This window comes from Kosakonia sp. H7A, assembly GCF_003028445.1.
Taxonomy (GTDB): domain Bacteria; phylum Pseudomonadota; class Gammaproteobacteria; order Enterobacterales; family Enterobacteriaceae; genus Kosakonia; species Kosakonia radicincitans.
The window spans coordinates 626145-645714 of record NZ_PYTZ01000001.1 but is presented as its reverse complement, the minus strand read 5'-3'; the positions used below and the strand labels follow the sequence as shown (position 1 = coordinate 645714).

The window sequence follows — 19570 nt, the reverse complement described above, 5'->3', positions numbered from 1 at the left end:
GAGAGGTCAGTGTGGGTCCGGTAATGTTGGATGTGGAAGGGTATGAACTGGATGCGGAAGAGCGCGAGATTCTGGCGCATCCGCTGGTGGGCGGCCTGATTCTCTTTACCCGTAATTATCACGATCCGCAGCAGTTGCGGGAACTGGTGCGCCAGATCCGCCAGGCTTCGCATCACCGTCTGGTGGTGGCGGTCGATCAGGAAGGAGGGCGGGTGCAGCGTTTTCGTGAAGGCTTCACGCGTTTGCCTGCTGCCCAGGCTTTTGCCGCTCTGCACGGGTTAGAAGAGGGCGGGCGGCTGGCGCAAGATGCCGGCTGGTTGATGGCCAGTGAAATGATCGCCATGGATATTGATATCAGCTTTGCCCCGGTGCTGGATGTTGGACATATCAGCGCCGCCATCGGCGAACGTTCTTACCACGAAGATCCGGCTAAAGCGCTGGTGATGGCGAGCCACTTTATTGATGGTATGCACAGCGCGGGAATGAAAACGACCGGTAAACATTTCCCGGGGCACGGCGCGGTAACCGCAGATTCACACAAAGAAACACCGCGCGATCCGCGTCCGCTGGCGGAGATTCGCGCGAAAGATATGTCGGTATTCCGCTCGCTGATTGAGCAAAATAAACTGGACGCCATTATGCCCGCGCATGTGATTTATACCGATGCCGATCCGCGTCCGGCCAGCGGTTCACCGTGGTGGTTGAAAACCATTCTGCGCGGCGAGCTGGGTTTTAACGGCGTGATTTTTTCTGACGATTTGTCGATGGAAGGCGCGGCAATCATGGGAAGTTATGCAGAACGCGGGCAGGCATCGCTGGATGCCGGTTGCGATATGATCCTCGTCTGTAATAATCGTAAAGGCGCAGTCAGTGTGTTAGATAACCTGTCGCCGATCAATGCAGAGCGTGTTACACAATTGTATCATAAAGGTTCATATTCTCGTCAGGAGTTGATGAGTTCGGCGCGCTGGAAAGCGGTCAGTACAGCACTGGAGCAGTTGCATGAGCGCTGGCAGGAGCTGAAAGCCGCCCATTAACCCCTGAGGACGTGATGTCGAAGTGGTGAGGATACAATGATTATCTATTTACACGGTTTTGACTCAAACAGTCCCGGCAACCATGAAAAAGTGTTGCAGCTACAGTTTATCGATCCGGATGTTCGCCTGATAAGCTACAGCACGCGGCATCCGAAACATGATATGCAGCATCTGTTGAAAGAAGTCGACAAGATGCTGCAACTCAACGTGGATGAACGCCCGCTGATTTGCGGCGTCGGCCTTGGCGGTTACTGGGCAGAGCGCATTGGTTTTCTCTGCGACATCCGCCAGGTGATGTTCAATCCGAACCTGTTTCCCTATGAGAACATGGAAGGGAAGATTGACCGGCCGGAAGAGTATGAGGACATTGCCACTAAGTGTGTCGCTAACTTTCGGGAGAAAAATCGCGATCGCTGCCTGGTGATCCTGTCGCGAAAAGATGAAGCACTGGACAGCCAGCGCTCTTCCGATGAGTTGCATCATTACTATGAGATTGTCTGGGACGAAGAACAGTCGCATAAGTTTAAAAATATCTCGCCGCACCTGCAGCGAATTAAAGCCTTTAAAACCCTCGGTTAATCCTCTCCCCGGCAGGTTCTTGTCTGCCGGGCTCCTCTTTTTCTCCTCTATTGACGGGCAGTTTTTCGCTGCGTGACTACACTTGCTCAACTTTTAGGCATGAAAACTTGATTCATATCAATTTTGGTATGACCATTGAACCGTTCGTGATATTCTCGACGTCAAAGTGAGGTTGCGCGTGCGTAACCTGTTGTTAATTAAGAGCTATTTTTATAACTTTTAATTAACAATTGGTTAATATTTTAGGGGGTCATTTTGACAACACCGTTGAGAAAGATTGTGATCGTAGGTGGTGGCGCTGGCGGTCTGGAACTGGCAACACAGTTAGGTAAAAAGCTGGGACGCGGTAAAAAAGCCAAAATTACGCTGGTCGATCGTAACCACAGCCATTTATGGAAACCCCTGCTGCACGAAGTGGCAACCGGTTCGCTGGATGAAGGTGTTGATGCGCTGAGCTACCTGGCGCACGCACGCAATCATCATTTCCAGTTCCAACTGGGTTCTGTGGTGGATATTAACCGCGAAAGCAAAACCATCACCCTGGCGGAATTGCGTGATGAGAAGGGCGATCTGCTGGTGCCGGAACGCAAACTGGCCTATGACACGTTAGTGATGGCGCTGGGCAGTACCTCGAACGACTTCAACACGCCGGGCGTGAAAGAGCACTGCATTTTCCTCGATAACCCGCATCAGGCGCGTCGCTTCCATCAGGAAATGCTCAACCTGTTCCTGAAATATTCGGCCAACCTTGGCGCTAACGGCAAAGTTAATATTGCGATTGTCGGTGGCGGCGCGACCGGCGTTGAACTCTCCGCAGAGTTGCACAATGCGGTGAAACAGCTTCATAGCTACGGTTATAAAGGGCTGACGAATGAAGCGCTGAACGTCACACTGGTGGAAGCGGGTGAGCGCATTCTGCCGGCGTTGCCGCCGCGTATCTCCGGTGCTGCGCATAATGAACTGACCAAAATGGGCGTACGCGTTTTGACCCAGACGATGGTCACCAGCGCCGACGAAGGCGGTCTGCATACCAAAGAGGGCGAATACATCAAGGCCGATCTGATGGTATGGGCAGCAGGGATCAAGGCACCGGATTTTATGAAAGAGATTGGTGGCCTGGAAACCAACCGCATCAATCAGCTGGTCGTAGAGCCGACGCTGCAAACGACGCGCGATGCGAACATTTACGCCATTGGCGACTGTGCTTCTTGCGCCCGTCCGGAAGGCGGATTTGTGCCGCCGCGCGCGCAGGCTGCTCATCAGATGGCTACCCTTGCATTGCATAACATTCTGGCGCAGATCAAAGATAAGCCGCTGAAATCTTATGTTTATAAGGATCACGGTTCACTGGTTTCCCTGTCGAACTTCTCCACCGTGGGCAGTCTGATGGGTAACCTGATGCGTGGTTCAATGATGATTGAAGGTCGTATTGCGCGTTTTGTGTATATTTCGCTGTACCGTATGCACCAGATCGCGCTGCACGGCTATTTCAAAACCGGTCTGATGATGCTGGTCGGCAGTATTAACCGCGTGATCCGCCCACGTCTGAAATTACACTGATCCGGTTTCGCTGCTCTCCCGGTTGTTGGCCGGGAAGCAGCATATCCCGCTGCCTTGCACGCGTATGGTGGTCGGAAAACTCTGAATATCATCTTTTACCCCATCTGTATCCCTATTTTTGCGTGCTTTCCGATTGGCTTTACTATTGCTGAAGTTGCAAAATTGTTACCAATAGCCAACCAGGGAGAGAATCCTGTGAATAAATCAATGTTAGCGGGTATCGGTATTGGCGTGGCCGCTGCACTGGGCGTTGCCGCAGTGGCCAGCCTGAATGTCTTCGATCGCGGCCCTCAATATGCGCAGGTCGTTTCAGCCACGCCAATCAAGGAAACAGTAAAAACGCCGCGTCAGGAGTGTCGTAATGTCACTATGACGCATCGCCGCCCGGTGCAGGATGAAAATCGTATTACCGGTTCGGTACTTGGCGCAGTGGCTGGTGGGGTGCTCGGTCACCAGTTCGGCGGCGGCAAAGGACGAGATGTCGCAACAGTCGTCGGCGCGTTAGGCGGCGGGTATGCTGGTAACCAGATCCAGGGTGGTATGCAGGAGCGTGACACCTACACCACCACCCAGCAGCGTTGCAGCACGGTATATGATAAATCGGAAAAAATGCTCGGCTACGACGTCACTTATAAAATCGGCGACCAGCAGGGAAAAATTCGCATGGATAAAGATCCGGGAACACAGATTCCGCTGGATAAAAATGGTCAGCTGATACTGAATAACAACGCGTAAAATAGTAGTACTCTGCATGTTAGCTCCCCATCGCTCAGGCTGGGGAGCTTTTTTTCATTGAAAAGCCCTGCATTGCTGCAAGGCTTAATCAGATCAAATGAAATCGTGTTGGCGTACCAGTAGTAGCCCGGTGATGAGAACAGATATAAAAGCAAATAATACGGAACCGCCTAACATAACCCACAGACCAAATAACAATGTAATTACTATTAGCACTTTAATGAATGGTAATAGCAAAATCATCTCCATTTTCCTTCTGCTTGTGATCAGTCAGTGAAGTACCCTTTATCCTCGACAAGTCATGCATTACAGCGCGTAAAAATGAGAGCAAAGGAAGGCCAGTGAATGTGTCATCATGACGCTTATTATTTGTATCATTCTGCTGAATGATTAGCACGGCAATAATCACAATTAATAATAGCAAAGCGGGGGATTTAGCTGATAGTTTTCACCTATTATTGAAATGTGATATCTCCATCACAGAGATAAAAAAAGAGACGGTTTCCCGTCTCATTTTTTTTATGCCTTGATCAAATTTGGCCACAGTCTCAGGGTTGTGCGCGTGATCTGTAGCAGCTTCTCAACGCTGGCACCTTCACGTGCACTGATCGACATCCCCTGCAAAACACACCCAAGGAATTCAGCCAGCGCCTGAGGATCTGCCTCCGCCGGGATCTCACCGCGCTGCTGGCGCTGAGTGAGGAACTGGAGCAGGGTATCTTCCTGCTGCGCATGCCGCGATTTGATCGTTTGCGCGATGGCCTGCGAAGAAGCTGCCAGCGTCGCCGAGGTGTTGATCATAAAACAACCGGCTGGTGTATCGGTGCTGGTGAAGCACTTTGCCACGGCGGTGAAATAATCCAGCAGCGCGGTTTCTACTGGTTTGTCCTCACAGAGCAACTGGGCTTCGTGCTGTCGGGCGAACCGCGCAATATAGCGATCGAGCACCGCGCGGAACAATCCCTCTTTATTGGTGAACTCAGCGTACAGCGTCGGTGCTTTCGCCCCGGTGGCTTCCACGAGATCGGATAATGATGTGGCTTCGTAGCCATGCTGCCAAAACAGCGTCATGGCTTTGTCGAGCGCCGCTTCCCTGTCGAACACTTTCGGTCGGCCACGGCATTTTTTGGTGCAACTGGTGACTTCACTGGTCATATTGCCGCTTAACCTTTGTTGGTTTGTTGAACGACCATTATAAAAATAATCTCCGCCAATGACCAGCAGCAAAATAGCACATATTAATAAAACATATGATTATGAAATTTAAGCAATTAATACTTTAATTAACATTCATTACAAAAATATGTTGGCCAGTGATGAAGATCACACTTATCATTTACCTATCGATCGTTAACTTAATGGTTAACGACATCTTTTATCTTCATTCAGGAAAAAATCATGAAAAACATCACTGCGCTTTTTGCCGCTGCTGCACTCAGTACGCTCTCTTTTGCCAGCTTTGCTGCCGTTGAAGTTCAGTCTGCGCCGACAGGCCAGCAGGAAGTTGCGGCCATTGGTGTCAGTGCGGGTTCCGATATCTCTTCCGTTGAAGCCAAACTGGCGCAAAAAGCCGATGAAATGGGCGCGAAATCTTTCCGCATCACTTCAGTGACTGGTTCTGACAACCTGCACGGTACCGCGGTGCTTTACAAATAACCCCAACCTCTCCTCCCTGTGCCACTGCAATAAAAAAGGCCCGGTGTATATCGCCGGGCCTTTTCTTTTTCGCTCACTTTCTACAGAGCCTGCAAGACGCTCTCACTATGACGAGTAACATCAACCGGCATACCAGAGCGGATTTCTATTGCGTGGTTCATTATGCTGGCGTCGCTACGGGCATCGTCTTTGAAGGCCTGCATCGTGGCATTCAGCACGATGGGCAGCGTTTTCGGATCGTCATCAATCGATTTCGACAGCGGTTGATGTACTTCAATCAGCCGTCTACCGTCCGGCTCAACTGACGCTTTTATTGGCGCATTAATGATGTTCACCGGCGTTCCTGGCGTCACGTTGGCAAACAGACTGGAAATATCGGCATCGCGCAGGCGAATACAGCCAGAGCTGACGCGCATGCCGATACCGAAATCAGCATTAGTGCCGTGCAGCAGGTAAACCCCGCCAAACGCGGCAAGACGGATCGCATGATGCCCCATCGGGTTATCCGGCCCGGCTGGCATCACCGCAGGCAGATCAATCCCCTGAGCCTTATAACGCGCGCGGATGTTGGCAGTTGGCGTCCAGGTGGGGTTTGCACGTTTATCGGAAACTGTGGTGACCATTGTTGGCGTCAGGGTATCGCCACCTAACTGACCAATGCCGATCGGATAAACCGTCACTTCGTTTTTTCCCGCTGGGTAGTAATAGAGACGCAGTTCCGCGAGGTTAATGACAATACCTTTGCGTGGAACATCCGGCAGCAGGGTTTGCAGCGGGATCGTCAGCACGCTGCCAGCACGCGGCACATAAGGGTCGACGCCCGGGTTTGCCTGCAACAGAGCGAGAAAACCAACATTATATTTTTTGGCGATCGCTTCCAGTGAACCGCCATCATTTTGCACCACATGATAGCGGTTTTCGCCTACCAGACGGCTACCCTCAGCTGGTAATGGCCAGGTATTTGCCCGAGCAGGCAAGGTGAGGGCGGTGATGGTCGCAACGGTGAGGAGGGTGATCCAGCAGGTAAAACGTGCAATTCTTCTCATTACCATAATCCATTTAAATCATGAGGTTATTTATATACAACTTTGTTATGGGATTATGATTGGTCAGGGTGTCGGGAAACCCTGGCTATTGCAAAATATTTGTAAATATTGCGAAAAATAACAGGCCGGGCCAGGCGGCCCGGCGCTGAGACCATCAGGCGACGGCGTTTTCGGCCAGTTGCTGCATAAAATTACGCACCCAGCCCATGCGGGTTTTCCGTTCGCTCAGATCCTGCATAAATTTCAGCCGCGTCGGACCATCCAGACGGAAATGCTGCGGCTGTTTTTGCAGCAGACCAATCAGCCACACCGGGTTGACATTGTTTTTCTCGTTGAACTCGATGATGCCGCCTTTTTCATTGCCTTCCAGTTTGCGGATCCCCAGCTTCTGCGCTTGCTGGCGCAACAGGGCGATATCCAGCAGGTTACGCGCCGCATCCGGTAGCAGCCCAAAGCGATCGATCAGTTCGACTTTTATCTCTTCCAGTGCGTTCGCATCTTTCGCGCTGGCGATGCGTTTATAGAACGACAGACGCGTATTAACATCAGGAATAAAATCGTCCGGCAATAGCGAAGGCATGCGCAATTCGACCTCGGTCTGCTGGCTGGTTAAATCCTCCAGCGACGGCTCGCGACCGGCCTTCAGCGCATCAACTGCGTTTTCCAGCAGTTCCATATACAGCGAGAAACCGATGGTTTCCATCTGGCCACTCTGATCTTCACCGAGCAGCTCGCCCGCCCCACGGATCTCCAGATCGTGCGTTGCCAGCGCAAAACCTGCGCCCAAATCCTCCAGCGAGGCGATAGCTTCCAGCCGTTTTTGCGCATCGGTGGTCATCGCTTTCGGGTGCGGCGTCAGCAACCAGGCGTAGGCCTGGTGGTGTGAGCGACCGACGCGTCCGCGCAACTGGTGCAACTGGGCGAGACCAAAGTGATCGGCGCGTTCGATGATAATGGTATTGGCAGTCGGAATATCGATCCCGGTTTCAATAATGGTGGTGCAGACCAGCACGTTGAAACGCTGATGATGGAAATCGTTCATCACCCGTTCCAGTTCGCGCTCGCGCATCTGCCCGTGACCGATAGCGATGCGCGCTTCCGGCACCAGCTCAGCCAGCCTGGCGGCGGCTTTCTGGATATTCTCCACATCGTTATACAAGTAATAGACCTGCCCGCCGCGCAGCACTTCACGCAGGATCGCCTCACGTACCACCAGGCTGTCGTACTCCCGAACAAAGGTTTTTACCGCCAGACGGCGCGCAGGTGGCGTGGCGATGATCGACAGGTCGCGCATCCCGCTCATTGCCATATTCAGCGTGCGCGGGATCGGCGTTGCCGTCAGCGTCAGAATATCGACATCGGCACGCATCGCTTTGATGCGCTCTTTATGGCGCACGCCGAAGCGGTGCTCTTCGTCGACAATCAGCAGGCCGAGATCTTTCAGCTTCACATCGCTTTGCAGCAGTTTGTGCGTGCCGATCAGAATATCGATTTTGCCCTCAGCGGCCTGTTCAAGAATTTGCGACTGCTCTTTGGCGCTGCGAAAGCGTGAGAGCATCTCAATGCGTACCGGCCAGTTGGCAAAACGGTCGCGGAAGTTATCAAAGTGCTGCTGCGCCAGCAGGGTGGTTGGCACCAGCACCGCCACCTGCTTGTTGTTTTCGACAGCAAGGAATGCCGCGCGCATCGCCACTTCGGTTTTACCGAAACCCACATCGCCACACACCAGACGATCCATCGCCAGCGGCTGACACATATCGCTGAGCACGGCGTTGATCGCCTGCGCCTGATCCGGCGTGGTTTCGAAGGGGAAACCATCGCAGAACAGTTGATATTGTTCACGATCGTGCTTGAAGGCAAAACCTGCTTTTGCCGCGCGCTGCGCGTAGATATCCAGCAGCTCGGCCGCCACATCACGCACTTTTTCCGCCGCTTTCTGCCGTGCCCGCGCCCAGGCATCGCTGCCCAGTTTATGCAGCGGGGCAGTCTCTTCTGCGCCGCCCGCATAGCGGCTGATCAGATGCAGCGAAGAGACCGGGACATAAAGTTTGGCGTCACCGGCGTACGTCAGCATCAGGTATTCGCCTTTAATGCCGCCGGCTTCCAGCGTGGTCATACCGGCATAACGCCCGACGCCATGTTCCAGATGCACCACTGGCTGGCCGTCGTGCAACTCAGCGAGGTTACGGATCAGCGTGTCGGGATTAATCGTCCGTCGCGTATCCTGGCGGCGGCGCGCAACGCGTTCGCCCAGCAGATCGCTTTCGCAAATCAGTGCCCGGTTGCGTAGGGTGTCGATAAAACCGTGCTCTGCGGAACCGAGCATCAGCCAGGCGCCCGGCGTTGACGCTTCGTCGAGACGCAAAATGCGTTTGGGCGCCACTTTAATGCGCGCCAGCAGTTCTATCAGCGCTTCGCGGCGGCCTTCGCTCTCGACCGAGAAAACCACCGGGCCGCTGAAGGACTCAAGGAACTTACGCAGGTTATCCAGCGGTGATTTTTGCTGCGCCTGTACCGCCAGTTCTGGCAACGCGCGATAACCGAGATTAACGTGCGCGGCTTTTTCACTGAGCCGTTCAGTTTTGAGCTGGATACGCGGCCATTTTTTCAGTTCGCTGAACAGCGCGTCGCTGCGCAGCCATAAGCTTTCCGGCGGCAACAGCGGGCGCATCGGATCCACACCGCGGCTCTCGAAGCGCGCCTGCGTCTCCTGCTGGAAACGTTCCGCACTGGCTTCCAGATCGCCGGTGTTGACCAGCAGCGTATTCGCCGGGAAATAGCTAAACAGCGGCGACAGCGGTTCGCTAAAGAACAGCGGCTGCCAGTATTCGATCCCGGCGGGCAGGGTGCCTTTGCTCACCTGCTGATAAATGTGTTCTGCATCGCGCTTCACCTCAAACCGATCGCGCCACTGGCTGCGGAACAGCTCAATGGCATTTTTATCGGTCGGGAATTCATGCGCAGGCAGTAAATTAATCGCCTCGACCTCTTCCAGCGTGCGCTGGGTATCGGCGTCGAACAGCCGTAAGCTGTCGATTTCATCGTCGAAAAAGTCGAGACGGAACGGCTGAGCGCTGCCCATCGGGAAGAGATCCAGCAGTGCGCCGCGCGTGGCATACTCGCCGTGCTCCATCACCTGATCAACATGGCGGTAACCCGCGCTGTCCAGCTGCGCGCGCAGCTGATCGCGAGACAGCCGCTGCCCTTTTTTCATCACCAGCGCATGGCCGTGCAGATAGTTGTGCGGGCAGACGCGCTGCATCAAGGTATTGACCGGCACAATCAGCACGCCACGCTGCATGGCTGGCAGCTGGTAGAGGGTGGAAAGACGGGAAGAGATGATCTCCTGGTGTGGCGAGAAGCTGTCGTAGGGCAGAGTTTCCCAGTCGGCCAGGTTCATGACCAGATTATCGGTAAACTGGCTTATCTCGTCCTGCAAGCGCAGGGCGTTTTGCATATCCGGTGCGATCAGCACCACGGGACCAGCATGGCGCTCAATGATTTCCGCCACTTCGGTGGCGCAGGCGGCGCCGGTGAGTTCGCCAAACTGGCGCTGGTCACCCGCTTTGGTCGGCAGTGAATAACGATATTGTTCAGGCATAGAAGGTGTCGGAGTCTCTTGTGGATATACCCCCACATGGGGGCATATCACTGATACGCAATCCCTTGATTATCCGCGATTGCGTCATTTTAGCCAAGGTGAACGCATGGATCAGCGTGCGGTGGCGGGCTGGAAGAGTTTTGCCGGAGGGGTGAAAAAGAGATCGCCAAACAAGGCGCTGGAGAGTTTGCGCACCAGCAATCCAAACAGCGTACAGATAAGCAAAGTCGCAAACGGATAGACCAGCAGCAGCGCCAGTTCGGTTTGCGGCGGCCAGACACCGGCATTCAGCGGTTTGATCAGCGCCAGGCTGAATCCCTCAACCAGAATGCGATGGGTGGTGTAAATCGCCAGTGTATTGCTGCCCACCACATTCAACAGGCTCTTTTCACTCGGCGGGAAACGCTGCTCCAGCTCCCAGAACAGCCGCATAATGGCGACGATAGAAAGCAGGCAGAGCGGCAACGGCATCGCGAACATCCACAGGCCGAAGGCCGCGACCATCGCGAGGGCAAACAGCACGCCGTAACGGCGAATTTGTACGGTTTTGACCCACTCCATCAGGCTTGCGCCATACCAGGCACCCAGCGAGTAGAAAATCATATTACGTACTACGCTGTTCATTCCCCACCACGGCAGCGGCAGATAATTGATCGCCAGGCTGCTCAGGATCATCAGCGCCAGCATTGGCACCTTCCAGCGGCTCAACAGTTTACACAGGGTGAAATAGACCACCAGCGCGTACAGATACCACAGACTGGTGCTCGCGGTGAGCATCCCCTGTAAAAACTCAATCCAGCTACCAGCGTAAGCAGCATTCGCGGCGTTGCTCAGATCGCGTTCCGGTGCCAGCCATGCATTAAGCTGGCTTAAGCCTGCCCACTGCAATACGCCCCACAACGCCAGCACATATACAATGCTCCAGATGCGTTTATCGATGGTCTCTTTCCACGGCACCTCATCGATATAGCGGCGAATCAAATAGCCGGAGATAAAAAAGAACACCGGCATGCGAAAAGGTGCGAGGTAAAGATTGAAGTAGACCCAGCACTTCGAGAGCGTTTGCGACCATGGATGCTGAAATACATTGAGATGCGGATAAAAGGTAATCACAGAGTGGTAAATCACCACCAGACAAATACATAACCCTTTAATTTGGTTTAGCCACAAAGCTTTTTGTTTCACGTCCTTAGTCCCCTGCATTACAAAAAATTAAGTCTTTTATCCTGACTATTGAGGGCGTGAATGTGATGCGAAAATATCTGTATTTTGTCATTTTAGGATTAAGATCAGAATCGTTTGTGGTTGACCTCTGTGCAAACATGCAGCAGTTCAGCGTTGGCAGAATGGAATTATTGAGTTGATTTCCCGGCTTTTTTTCATATCACGCTGACGAATTCTTACGGTTCCTCTCATTTACGCTATGTGCTTTCGCTTATATACTCCTGACTCTGCTATCAGCAATCAGACGGATTTCATGTACCAGCCTGTCACTCTTTTCATAGGTCTGCGCTATATGCGTGGACGCGCAGCGGACCGCTTTGGCCGCTTTGTTTCCTGGCTATCAACCATTGGCATTACGCTCGGCGTCATGGCGCTGGTGACCGTGTTATCAGTGATGAATGGCTTCGAACGCGAGCTGCAAAACAACATTCTTGGGTTAATGCCGCAGGCCACACTCACCGCGCAAAACGGCTCCCTCAATCCGCAACAACTTCCTGCCAGCGCCGTGAAATTGCAGGGCGTAACGCGTATTGCGCCGCTGACTACCGGCGATGTCGTACTGCAAAGCGCGCGCAGTGTGGCGGTCGGCGTGATGCTGGGGATCGATCCGGCGCAGAAGGATCCACTGACGCCGTATCTGGTGAACGTTAAACAGAGCGACCTGCAGGCGGGCAAATACAACATCATCCTCGGTGAACAACTGGCCGGGCAATTAGGCGTTAATCGCGGCGATCAGATCCGCGTGATGGTGCCCTCCGCCAGCCAGTTCACCCCAATGGGGCGTCTGCCGAGCCAGCGTCTGTTCACCGTGATCGGCACTTTCGCCGCCAACAGCGAAGTGGATGAATATCAAATGCTAGTGAACATTGACGATGCGTCGCGGTTGATGCGTTACCCGGTGGGTAACATTACCGGCTGGCGCTTGTGGCTCAACGAGCCGCTGAAAGTGGACGTACTGAGCCAGCAAACGCTGCCGGAAGGCACAAAATGGCAGGACTGGCGCGATCGCAAAGGCGAATTGTTCCAGGCCGTGAGCATGGAAAAGAACATGATGGGGCTGCTGCTGAGCCTGATTGTCGCCGTTGCGGCGTTTAATATCATCACCTCGCTGGGCCTGATGGTGATGGAGAAACAGGGCGAGGTGGCGATCCTGCAAACCCAGGGGCTGACGCCGCGCCAGATTATGGCGATCTTTATGGTGCAGGGAGCCAGCGCCGGGATCATTGGCGCGCTGCTTGGTGCCGTGCTTGGCGCGCTGCTTGCCAGCCAGCTCAATAATCTGATGCCGATTATCGGCGCGCTGCTCGACGGCGCGGCGCTGCCGGTGGCAATTGAGCCGCTGCAGGTCGTGGGTATTGCGCTGGTGGCGATGGCCATCGCGCTGCTTTCAACGCTTTATCCTTCCTGGCGCGCTGCCGCCACTCAACCCGCTGAGGCTTTACGTTATGAATAAAATCCTGTTGCAATGCGACAACCTGTGCAAACGCTATCAGGAAGGCAGTGTGCAAACCGACGTGCTGCACAATGTCAGCTTTAGCATGGGTGAAGGGGAGTTGATGGCGATCGTCGGTAGCTCCGGTTCCGGGAAGAGTACGCTGCTGCATCTGCTGGGTGGGCTGGATACCCCGACCTCCGGCGATGTCATTTTCCGCGATCGGCCGATGAGCAAGCTCTCGTCGGCGGCGAAAGCAGAGCTGCGCAACCGCGAACTCGGCTTTATCTACCAGTTTCACCATCTGCTGCCCGATTTTACCGCGCTGGAAAACGTGGCTATGCCGCTCCTCATCGGGAAAAAGAAACCGGCGGAAATTGATGCCCGTGCGCGGGAAATGCTGCGCGCCGTTGGGCTTGAGCATCGCGCCAGTCACCGTCCTTCTGAGCTTTCCGGCGGTGAACGCCAGCGCGTTGCTATCGCGCGCGCGCTGGTGAACAATCCGCGTCTGGTGCTGGCAGATGAACCGACCGGTAATCTCGATGCCCGCAACGCCGACAGTATCTTTGCGCTGCTGGGGGAACTGAATCAGGCGCAGGGCACCGCCTTTCTGGTGGTGACGCACGATCTGCAACTGGCGAAGCGTATGAATCGCCAACTGGAGATGCGCGACGGCCACCTGAGCGCCGATGTGACGCTGATGGGGGCAGATTAATGGCGCTGCCTCTGTCGTTATTGATTGGTCTGCGTTTCAGCCGCGGTCGCCGTCGCGGCGGAATGGTGTCGCTGATTTCGGTGATCTCCACTGTCGGTATCGCGCTGGGTGTGGCGGTGTTGATCGTCGGTTTAAGCGCGATGAACGGTTTCGAGCGCGAGTTGAACAACCGCATTCTGGCGGTGGTGCCGCACGGCGAGATCGAGCCGGTGAATCAGCCGTGGAACGACTGGGACACGGCGCTGGAAAAAGTGAAAAAAGTTCCCGGCATTGCTGCCGCTGCGCCCTATATTAATTTTACCGGGCTGGTAGAAAGTGGGGCGAATTTGCGCGCCATCCAGGTGAAAGGCGTTGATCCGGCGCAGGAGAGCGAGCTGAGCGCGCTGCCGAAATTTGTGCAGGGCGATGCCTGGCAGAATTTCCGTGCCGGTGAGCAGCAAATCATTCTCGGCAAAGGCGTTGCCGATGCGCTAAAAGTGAAGCAGGGCGACTGGGTATCGATCATGATCCCCAACTCGGACGACGCGCACAAACTGCTGCAACCGAAACGCGTGCGTCTGCACGTAACCGGGATTTTACAGCTCAGCGGCCAGCTTGATCACAGCTATGCCATGATCCCGATGGCGGATGCGCAGCAGTATCTGGAGATGGGCAGCAGCATTACCGGTATCGACATCAAAGTGAATGATGTGTTTAACGCCAATAAGCTGGTGCGCGATGCGGGCAGCGTCACGAACAACTATGTCTATATCAAAAGCTGGATCGGCAAGTACGGCTATATGTACCGCGACATCCAGATGATCCGCGCCATTATGTATCTGGCGATGGTGCTGGTGATTGGCGTGGCCTGTTTTAATATTGTCTCGACGCTGGTGATGGCGGTAAAAGACAAAAGCGGCGACATTGCCGTGCTGCGTACGCTGGGGGCGAAAGATGGCCTGATCCGCGCCGTGTTTGTCTGGTACGGGCTGCTGGCCGGGCTGCTGGGCAGCCTCTGCGGCGTGGTGATTGGTGTTATTGTGGCGCTGCAATTGACACCGATTATCAACGTGATTGAGAAGATTATTGGTCATCAGTTCCTGTCGGGGGATATCTACTTTATCGATTTCCTGCCGTCAGAGTTACACCCGCTGGATGTGGTGTACGTGCTGGTGACGGCGTTACTTCTGAGCCTGCTGGCGAGCTGGTATCCGGCGCGCCGGGCGAGCAATATTGATCCGGCAAGAGTACTGAGCGGGCAGTAATCCCGCCGTTTTCACAGGGCCACAACGAAGGAGTGGCGATGAATTACGGATTTGATATCGGCGGCAGCAAAATCGCGTTAGGCGTCTTTGACGCTGAGCGGCGCTTACAGTGGGAAAAGCGCGTCGCCACGCCCCACGACAGTTACGACGCGTTTTTGCGCGCCATCACCGGGCTCGTTGCCGAAGCGGATGAACGCTTCGGTAGCAAAGGCAGCGTCGGCGTCGGTATTCCTGGTATGCCAGAGACCGCCGACGGTACGCTGTATGCCTCCAACCTTCCTGCCGCCAGCGGTCAGCCGCTGCGCACCGATCTCAGCGCTCTGCTTGCGCGGGATGTGCGTATCGATAACGATGCCAACTGCTTTACCCTCTCAGAAGCCTGGGATGATGAATTCCGCGACTATCCGCTGGTGATGGGGTTGATCCTCGGCACTGGCATGGGCGGCGGGCTGGTGGTGAACGGGAAATCGGTGACCGGGCGTCGTTTTATTACCGGAGAATTTGGTCATATTCGCCTGCCGGTGGATGCGCTGGGGCTGATGGGTTTTGACTTTCCGTTAACCCGCTGCAGCTGCGGCAAAATTGGCTGCATTGAGAACTATCTCTCGGGACGCGGTTTTGCGTGGCTGTATCAGTACTTCTACCATCAATCGTTGTCAGCGCCGGAAATCATTTCGCACTGGGAGCAGGGCGAGGCGAAAGCGCGGGCCCATGTTGAGCGCTATGTGGATTTACTGGCGGTGTGTCTGGGCAATATTCTGACCATTGTCGATCCCGATCTGCTGGTGATCGGCGGTGGTTTATCAAACTTCAGCGCACTGACCCGACTGTTGCCGGAACGCATTGCGCCGCATCTGTTGCCGGCGGGCGATGTCCCGCGTATTGAACGTGCTCGCCACGGCGATGCGGGTGGCATGCGCGGCGCGGCCTTCCTTCACTTAACTGATTAAATCCTGAGAGGATGCCATGCAATCGCGTCGTTTACATCGTCTCAGCCGTTTTCGCCGTAACAAACGCCGCCAGCGCGAGCGGTTACGCCAGCGAATTTTCTTCAGAGACAGAGTGGTACCGGAACTGATGGAAAAACCAAGAGTCGTCGTCCTGACCGGAGCGGGCATTTCTGCCGAATCCGGCATTCGTACTTTTCGCGCCGCCGACGGGCTGTGGGAAGAGCATCATGTGGAAGATGTGGCAACGCCGGAAGGTTTTGCCCGCAACCCGCAGCTGGTGCAGACTTTTTATAACGATCGTCGTCGGCAGTTGCAATTGCCGGAGATTGTGCCGAACGCCGCGCACCTGGCGCTGGCGAAGCTGGAGCAGGCGCTGGGCGATCGTTTCCTGCTGATCACGCAAAATATCGATAACCTGCATGAGCGCGCCGGCAACAAAAACATTATCCATATGCACGGTGAGCTACTGAAAGTGCGTTGCTCGCAGAGCGGGCAGGTGCTGGAGTGGACCGGCGATGTCACGCGTGAAGATAAATGCCACTGCTGCCAGTTCCCCGCGCCGCTGCGCCCGCATGTGGTGTGGTTTGGCGAGATGCCGCTGGGCATGGATGAAATTTACAGCGCGCTGGCGATGGCCGATGTCTTTATCGCCATTGGCACATCCGGGCATGTTTACCCGGCTGCCGGGTTTGTCCACGAAGCGAAACTTCAGGGCGCGCACACCGTCGAGCTGAACCTTGAACCAAGCCAGGTCGGCAGCGAGTTCGAAGAGAAGCACTACGGGCTGGCAAGCGAAGTGGTGCCTGAATTCGTGGAAAAATTGCTGAAAGGGCTGTAACGACACTCTCTCGCACAAGCGGGAGTAGGCCGTTTGCCTGTCGCCCGGCGGCGCTTTGCGTGCCGGGCCTTTCGTTTCTCCCCGACAAATAAGTTACAAGTCGCTTTCCGGTAAGTTCCCCGTAAGTTTTCACCGCGGATGATAGCGCTTCCATTGCTAACAGGAGCGCCATTATGGTTGTTGTGCCGCACCGCATTATTGCTGCCAGTTTGCTGTCTCTCTCATTTTCCGCCCTTGCCGATGACGCCACCACCTGGGGGCTGGGCGTCGGCGTTGCCAGCACGCAAAAACCCTATACCGGGATCGACCGCGAATACACGCCGCTGCCGGTACTGCATATCGAAAACCGTTATTTCCGCTTTTTAGGCACCACTGCTGAAGTGAAATTACCTGCCTGGCAGTGGAGTGAAACCCAACGGCTAAATGCCGGTCTAATAGCCCGCTATGATGGCGCAGGCTACGCCTCCGACGATGCCGAAATTCTGCGTGGGATGGATAAGCGCAAAGGCGGCGTGTGGGCTGGCGTCAACGTGGAGTGGCAGAACCCGCTGGTGAATATTTTCACCGACTGGTCGCACGATATCTCCGGTAACAGCAACGGGCAACGCCTGCGTCTTGGCGCGGAGCGTAGCTGGCAGTGGGGCGATGTGACCCTGACGCCGCGTGTTGTGGCGAACCGTTACGACAGCAATTATGTGAATTATTACTATGGCGTGCGCAGCGATGAAGCCCGTGCCTGGCGACCGGCCTGGCAGGGGGACGCCGCGCTGAACACGGAAATTGGCCTCAATGGCCGCTGGCAGTTCAGCACTCACCAGTTGTTGATGGTGGATGTGCAGGCGACGCTGCTGGCATCAGAAATTAAGGATAGCCCGCTGGTGGACAGGACCAACGAAAACCGATTTTTTGTGAGTTATCTCTACGACTTCTGATGAGCCGAATACTGTTAATAGAAGATCATGACCATCTGGCGCGCCTGATCGGTAAAGGGCTGGGCGCCGCCGGGATCGCCACGGATATCGTCGGTCGCGGCGATGCCGCCTGGCATGCCATACAGCAAGTGGCTTACCAGGGGCTGGTGCTCGATCGGGGATTGCCGGATGGCGACGGTTTGCAGTTATTGCAGCGCCTGCGCCAGGCGCAGGTTGTCACGCCGTGCCTGATCCTGACCGCCCGCGATGCGTTGCACGATCGTGTCGAAGGGCTGGAGGCCGGAGCCGATGATTATCTGGCCAAACCCTTTGCCATGGAGGAGCTGGTGGCTCGTGTGCGGGCATTATTACGTCGTCCCGCCGAAAGCCAGACCCTGAAGCCAATGTGGGGCGATATCACTTTATTGCCGGAATCGGCGGTCATGTGCTGCGGGCAGCAGAATGTCCCGCTGGCTCCCGCTGAGCTACAGATCATGCTGACGTTGATCCGTAAGCAGGGCAGCATTGTGCGCCGCAACAGTATGGAGGCGGCCGGGTGGGGGCTGAGCGATGCCGTTACGCCGAACGCCCTCGATGTTGTTTTGTATCGGCTGCGCCGCAAACTGCTGGCGATTGGCTCCCGTTTGCAGATTGTGAATATCAGGGGGCTGGGCTATGCCATCCGGGAAAACACGCCGCTTTAACAGCCTGTCGTTCAAGATCTTACTGGCCTTTATCACCGGCGTGCTGCTCAGCATTGCGCTGCTGATCCTGCTCGGTATGGTGGTGAAAGAGCGTTTGCCGGGAATGGATCTGACTGATTACACCCGGGCGTTAGCCCGCCAGTTGCAATTTGATGCTCACGGTCAGCCGATCGGTTTTCGTGAAGGGGCTGATTATCCGCTGTGGATCTACAGCAGCCTCGAAGAGGAACTGGCTTACCGGGTGATGGATGCCGACGGGAAGGTGGTATTGATGTCGCCCGGCGCGCAGCGCTGGCCGCCGCTACCACAACTTACTGCGCCGGTTACGGGCGACTTCAAGTTTCAATTGCAGGGCGCGGAATATGGCGGTACTAGCGATCCCTATTTCATGGAGGGAAAGCGCTGGTATATCCAGGTGAGCGCCAGTTCGCGGATTATCGATTTCTTGCACCGTGGGTTTGCCCTGCCGTTTATTCGTTTTGGTATTGAGCTGTTCAGTCTGGTGCTGTTGGTGGTGTTCGGTTTGTGCGCCTGGGTGACGCTGGCCTGGTCGCTGCGACCGTTGCGACAGGCATCCGCCGGAGCCGCCACGATCTCGCCGCGCTCGCTGGATGCCCGTTTGCCAACGGCGGGTGTTCCCACGGAGATTTCGCCGCTGATCGACAGTTTTAACCAGGCATTAGCCCGGCTGGAGACGGGGTTTCGCAATCAGCAGGATTTTCTGGCGAAGGCCGCCCATGAGCTGAAGACGCCGCTGACGCTGATTCGCGCTGAAGTGGAATTGATGAGCGACTGTGCCGAGGCCCGCGAACTGCTGCTGGCTCGCGTGGAACATCTTTCCCGCCAGGTACAGCAACTGCTGATCCTCGCGGAGGCCAGCGAGCCGCTGAGCTACCACTTCGCGCCGGTTGATGTGGCGGATGTCGCCCGCGATAGCGCGCGATTTCTGCAGCGCATTGCCGAAGAGGCGCGCGTCAATCTGACGCTGAGCTTCAGGCATGTTGCCGTGGTGTGGAATGCCGATCGCGGCGCATTGTTCACCCTGCTGAAAAACCTGATGGAAAACGCGATCCAGCATGCGCCTGCGGGCAGCGACGTGCATATAGAAATTCATGCGCAGGCCATCACGCTTCGCGATTGGGGGCCGGGTGTTATCGGGGACGAACTGCCTTTATTGTTCACGCGCTTTTGGCGCGGCGCACACCGGCGCGATAGCGGCGCCGGGCTGGGGCTGGCGATCTGCCAGGAAATTGCCGTGGCTCATGGCTGGTCGCTGACGGCAGAAAACGTGCAACCCGGTCTGCGGCTGAGGTTGTGTGTGACGGGGGAGTGAGTAGC

17 protein-coding genes are annotated in these 19570 nt (G+C 55.4%); 13 read left to right on the top strand and 4 right to left on the bottom strand.

Features of this window, described 5'->3' with window-relative positions:
• Positions 1-11 precede the first annotated feature (11 nt).
• The 4 genes from nagZ to CWM66_RS02935 all read left to right on the top strand — a co-directional run bounded on the left by nagZ (position 12) and on the right by CWM66_RS02935 (position 3911).
• Entirely contained in the window at positions 12-1037 is a 1026-nt protein-coding gene (gene nagZ / locus CWM66_RS02950) for a beta-N-acetylhexosaminidase (RefSeq protein WP_107146226.1), read from the top strand.
• Positions 1038-1073: 36 nt separating this feature from the next.
• Positions 1074-1616, top strand: a complete 543-nt coding sequence (ycfP, locus tag CWM66_RS02945; protein ID WP_007374513.1) for an alpha/beta hydrolase YcfP — start codon at positions 1074-1076, stop codon at positions 1614-1616.
• A gap of 255 nt (positions 1617-1871) precedes the next feature.
• The gene (locus tag CWM66_RS02940) at positions 1872-3176 is read left to right on the top strand and encodes an NAD(P)/FAD-dependent oxidoreductase (RefSeq protein ID WP_079518115.1); all 1305 of its coding nucleotides are present in this window, start codon (positions 1872-1874) and stop codon (positions 3174-3176) included.
• Positions 3177-3371: 195 nt separating this feature from the next.
• On the top strand, positions 3372-3911 hold the full coding sequence (locus CWM66_RS02935) for a glycine zipper 2TM domain-containing protein (protein ID WP_071892715.1): 540 nt from the start codon (positions 3372-3374) through the stop codon (positions 3909-3911).
• A gap of 519 nt (positions 3912-4430) precedes the next feature.
• On the opposite strand, the gene CWM66_RS02930 is transcribed toward CWM66_RS02935, so the two are convergent.
• Positions 4431-5066 carry a TetR/AcrR family transcriptional regulator gene (locus tag CWM66_RS02930; protein ID WP_035886174.1) on the bottom strand — a complete coding sequence of 212 codons (636 nt, stop codon included), beginning with the start codon at positions 5064-5066 and terminating at the stop codon, positions 4431-4433.
• Between the two features lie 243 nt (positions 5067-5309).
• Between CWM66_RS02930 and CWM66_RS02925 the strand changes: the two genes are divergently transcribed.
• Positions 5310-5567 carry a DUF1471 domain-containing protein gene (locus tag CWM66_RS02925; protein WP_007374518.1) on the top strand — a complete coding sequence of 86 codons (258 nt, stop codon included), beginning with the start codon at positions 5310-5312 and terminating at the stop codon, positions 5565-5567.
• 80 nt (positions 5568-5647) lie between these two features.
• Here the strand turns inward: CWM66_RS02925 and CWM66_RS02920 are convergent, their stop codons facing one another.
• The 3 genes from CWM66_RS02920 to CWM66_RS02910 form a co-directional block, all read right to left on the bottom strand.
• Positions 5648-6613, bottom strand: a complete 966-nt coding sequence (locus tag CWM66_RS02920; RefSeq protein ID WP_081850735.1) for a L,D-transpeptidase family protein — start codon at positions 6611-6613, stop codon at positions 5648-5650.
• Positions 6614-6767: 154 nt separating this feature from the next.
• The gene (gene mfd, locus CWM66_RS02915; RefSeq protein WP_090397073.1) at positions 6768-10214 is read right to left on the bottom strand and encodes a transcription-repair coupling factor; all 3447 of its coding nucleotides are present in this window, start codon (positions 10212-10214) and stop codon (positions 6768-6770) included.
• A gap of 111 nt (positions 10215-10325) precedes the next feature.
• Positions 10326-11399 carry an acyltransferase family protein gene (locus CWM66_RS02910; protein WP_007374522.1) on the bottom strand — a complete coding sequence of 358 codons (1074 nt, stop codon included), beginning with the start codon at positions 11397-11399 and terminating at the stop codon, positions 10326-10328.
• A 292-nt stretch (positions 11400-11691) separates the two neighbouring features.
• Here CWM66_RS02910 and lolC point away from each other — a divergent pair, with 292 nt between their 5' ends.
• The 8 genes from lolC to CWM66_RS02870 all read left to right on the top strand — a co-directional run bounded on the left by lolC (position 11692) and on the right by CWM66_RS02870 (position 19565).
• Positions 11692-12891, top strand: coding sequence for a lipoprotein-releasing ABC transporter permease subunit LolC (gene lolC / locus CWM66_RS02905; RefSeq protein ID WP_007374524.1), 1200 nt, complete (start codon positions 11692-11694; stop codon positions 12889-12891).
• On the top strand, positions 12884-13585 hold the full coding sequence (gene lolD / locus CWM66_RS02900) for a lipoprotein-releasing ABC transporter ATP-binding protein LolD (protein ID WP_007374525.1): 702 nt from the start codon (positions 12884-12886) through the stop codon (positions 13583-13585). Before lolC ends, lolD begins: the two co-directional genes overlap by 8 nt.
• Complete coding sequence (gene lolE, locus CWM66_RS02895; RefSeq protein WP_007374526.1) at positions 13585-14829, top strand: lipoprotein-releasing ABC transporter permease subunit LolE; 1245 nt, start codon at positions 13585-13587, stop codon at positions 14827-14829. Before lolD ends, lolE begins: the two co-directional genes overlap by 1 nt.
• A 38-nt stretch (positions 14830-14867) precedes the next feature.
• Complete coding sequence (gene nagK, locus CWM66_RS02890) at positions 14868-15779, top strand: N-acetylglucosamine kinase (protein WP_107146225.1); 912 nt, start codon at positions 14868-14870, stop codon at positions 15777-15779.
• A 16-nt stretch (positions 15780-15795) separates the two neighbouring features.
• A complete protein-coding gene (gene cobB / locus CWM66_RS02885; protein ID WP_007374528.1) occupies positions 15796-16617 on the top strand; it encodes a Sir2 family NAD+-dependent deacetylase in 822 nt (273 codons plus the stop codon).
• A 173-nt stretch (positions 16618-16790) separates the two neighbouring features.
• Entirely contained in the window at positions 16791-17549 is a 759-nt protein-coding gene (locus CWM66_RS02880) for a MipA/OmpV family protein (protein WP_007374529.1), read from the top strand.
• Positions 17549-18232, top strand: coding sequence for a response regulator transcription factor (locus CWM66_RS02875; RefSeq protein WP_007374530.1), 684 nt, complete (start codon positions 17549-17551; stop codon positions 18230-18232). Before CWM66_RS02880 ends, CWM66_RS02875 begins: the two co-directional genes overlap by 1 nt.
• A complete protein-coding gene (locus tag CWM66_RS02870; RefSeq protein WP_107146224.1) occupies positions 18204-19565 on the top strand; it encodes an ATP-binding protein in 1362 nt (453 codons plus the stop codon). The genes CWM66_RS02875 and CWM66_RS02870 overlap by 29 nt, the downstream gene beginning before the upstream one ends.
• Positions 19566-19570 lie beyond the last annotated feature (5 nt).

Coding starts and splice junctions, on each gene's coding strand:
- CWM66_RS02930 (WP_035886174.1), bottom strand. CDS start 5,066: ATGACCAGTGAAGTCACCAGTTGCACCAAAAAATGCCGTGGCCGACCG.
- lolD (WP_007374525.1), top strand. CDS start 12,884: ATGAATAAAATCCTGTTGCAATGCGACAACCTGTGCAAACGCTATCAG.
- CWM66_RS02880 (WP_007374529.1), top strand. CDS start 16,791: ATGGTTGTTGTGCCGCACCGCATTATTGCTGCCAGTTTGCTGTCTCTC.
- ycfP (WP_007374513.1), top strand. CDS start 1,074: ATGATTATCTATTTACACGGTTTTGACTCAAACAGTCCCGGCAACCAT.
- CWM66_RS02870 (WP_107146224.1), top strand. CDS start 18,204: ATGCCATCCGGGAAAACACGCCGCTTTAACAGCCTGTCGTTCAAGATC.
- CWM66_RS02925 (WP_007374518.1), top strand. CDS start 5,310: ATGAAAAACATCACTGCGCTTTTTGCCGCTGCTGCACTCAGTACGCTC.
- CWM66_RS02875 (WP_007374530.1), top strand. CDS start 17,549: ATGAGCCGAATACTGTTAATAGAAGATCATGACCATCTGGCGCGCCTG.
- cobB (WP_007374528.1), top strand. CDS start 15,796: ATGCAATCGCGTCGTTTACATCGTCTCAGCCGTTTTCGCCGTAACAAA.
- CWM66_RS02920 (WP_081850735.1), bottom strand. CDS start 6,613: ATGAGAAGAATTGCACGTTTTACCTGCTGGATCACCCTCCTCACCGTT.
- nagK (WP_107146225.1), top strand. CDS start 14,868: ATGAATTACGGATTTGATATCGGCGGCAGCAAAATCGCGTTAGGCGTC.
- lolC (WP_007374524.1), top strand. CDS start 11,692: ATGTACCAGCCTGTCACTCTTTTCATAGGTCTGCGCTATATGCGTGGA.
- lolE (WP_007374526.1), top strand. CDS start 13,585: ATGGCGCTGCCTCTGTCGTTATTGATTGGTCTGCGTTTCAGCCGCGGT.
- mfd (WP_090397073.1), bottom strand. CDS start 10,214: ATGCCTGAACAATATCGTTATTCACTGCCGACCAAAGCGGGTGACCAG.